This window comes from Streptomyces jeddahensis (genome assembly GCF_001642995.1).
In the GTDB taxonomy this organism is placed as follows: domain Bacteria; phylum Actinomycetota; class Actinomycetes; order Streptomycetales; family Streptomycetaceae; genus Streptomyces; species Streptomyces jeddahensis.
Map to the genome: position 1 here is coordinate 1 of NZ_LOHS01000006.1, position 594 is coordinate 594.

Annotated in this window: 1 protein-coding gene; it reads right to left on the bottom strand. The window is 69.9% G+C overall.

Annotation, left to right across the window (positions count from 1 at the left end; genetic code table 11):
* Positions 1-55: 55 nt before the first annotated feature.
* Complete coding sequence (locus tag STSP_RS00035; protein ID WP_067270284.1) at positions 56-403, bottom strand: DUF1330 domain-containing protein; 348 nt, start codon at positions 401-403, stop codon at positions 56-58.
* Positions 404-594: the final 191 nt, after the last annotated feature.

The following is a 594-nucleotide window of genomic DNA, read 5'->3' on the forward strand; positions in this document are numbered from 1 at the left end:
AGACTCCACCGACCGCAGTTCGTCGTCTGCCGCTGGGCCCTGCCGAGCCCGAGGGCTACTCGGCAGGCAGGGCCTCCCTCATCGCCTTTGCGGTGGCAGTCGGGTCGTAGCCCTCGGGGACGCCTTCCGCCAGGATGATGTCGCCCTCGATGTGCCGCGAGCGCAGCGGTGCGATCTCCTGGTATGCGGGTGAGTCCCACCAGGCCCGCGCCTCGGCGATCCCGGGGAAGCCAATCACCACGACGTGCCCGGGCCAGCTGCCCTCCTTCACCTCGTGCTGCGTGGCGTGAACGAGGAAGCGGCCGCCATACGGCTCGAAGGTGGCGGTGATGCGCTCGATGTACGCAGCGATCTCCGGGTGTGGAGCGGCCTCTTGCAGATGAGCTACGGCGTAGGCAGTCATGGTGTCCTTCCGTTCGGTCGGGCTCCGTACGCCGACGATCGTGGCATGCTGACGCGCCGGGGTCGATGACCTGACAGGTAAGCGGACCCCGCCCGCAGCGCGGGCTGACGGCGCACATGCCCCCTGCGTGCCCGATCGGACGGCGAGTGGCCGGGACCAACGGGGACCGTCGGCGAGCGCTCTGGGAACGC

Excerpts from the sequence above, each read along its gene's own strand:
- STSP_RS00035 (WP_067270284.1), bottom strand. The coding sequence starts at position 403 with ATGACTGCCTACGCCGTAGCTCATCTGCAAGAGGCCGCTCCACACCCG.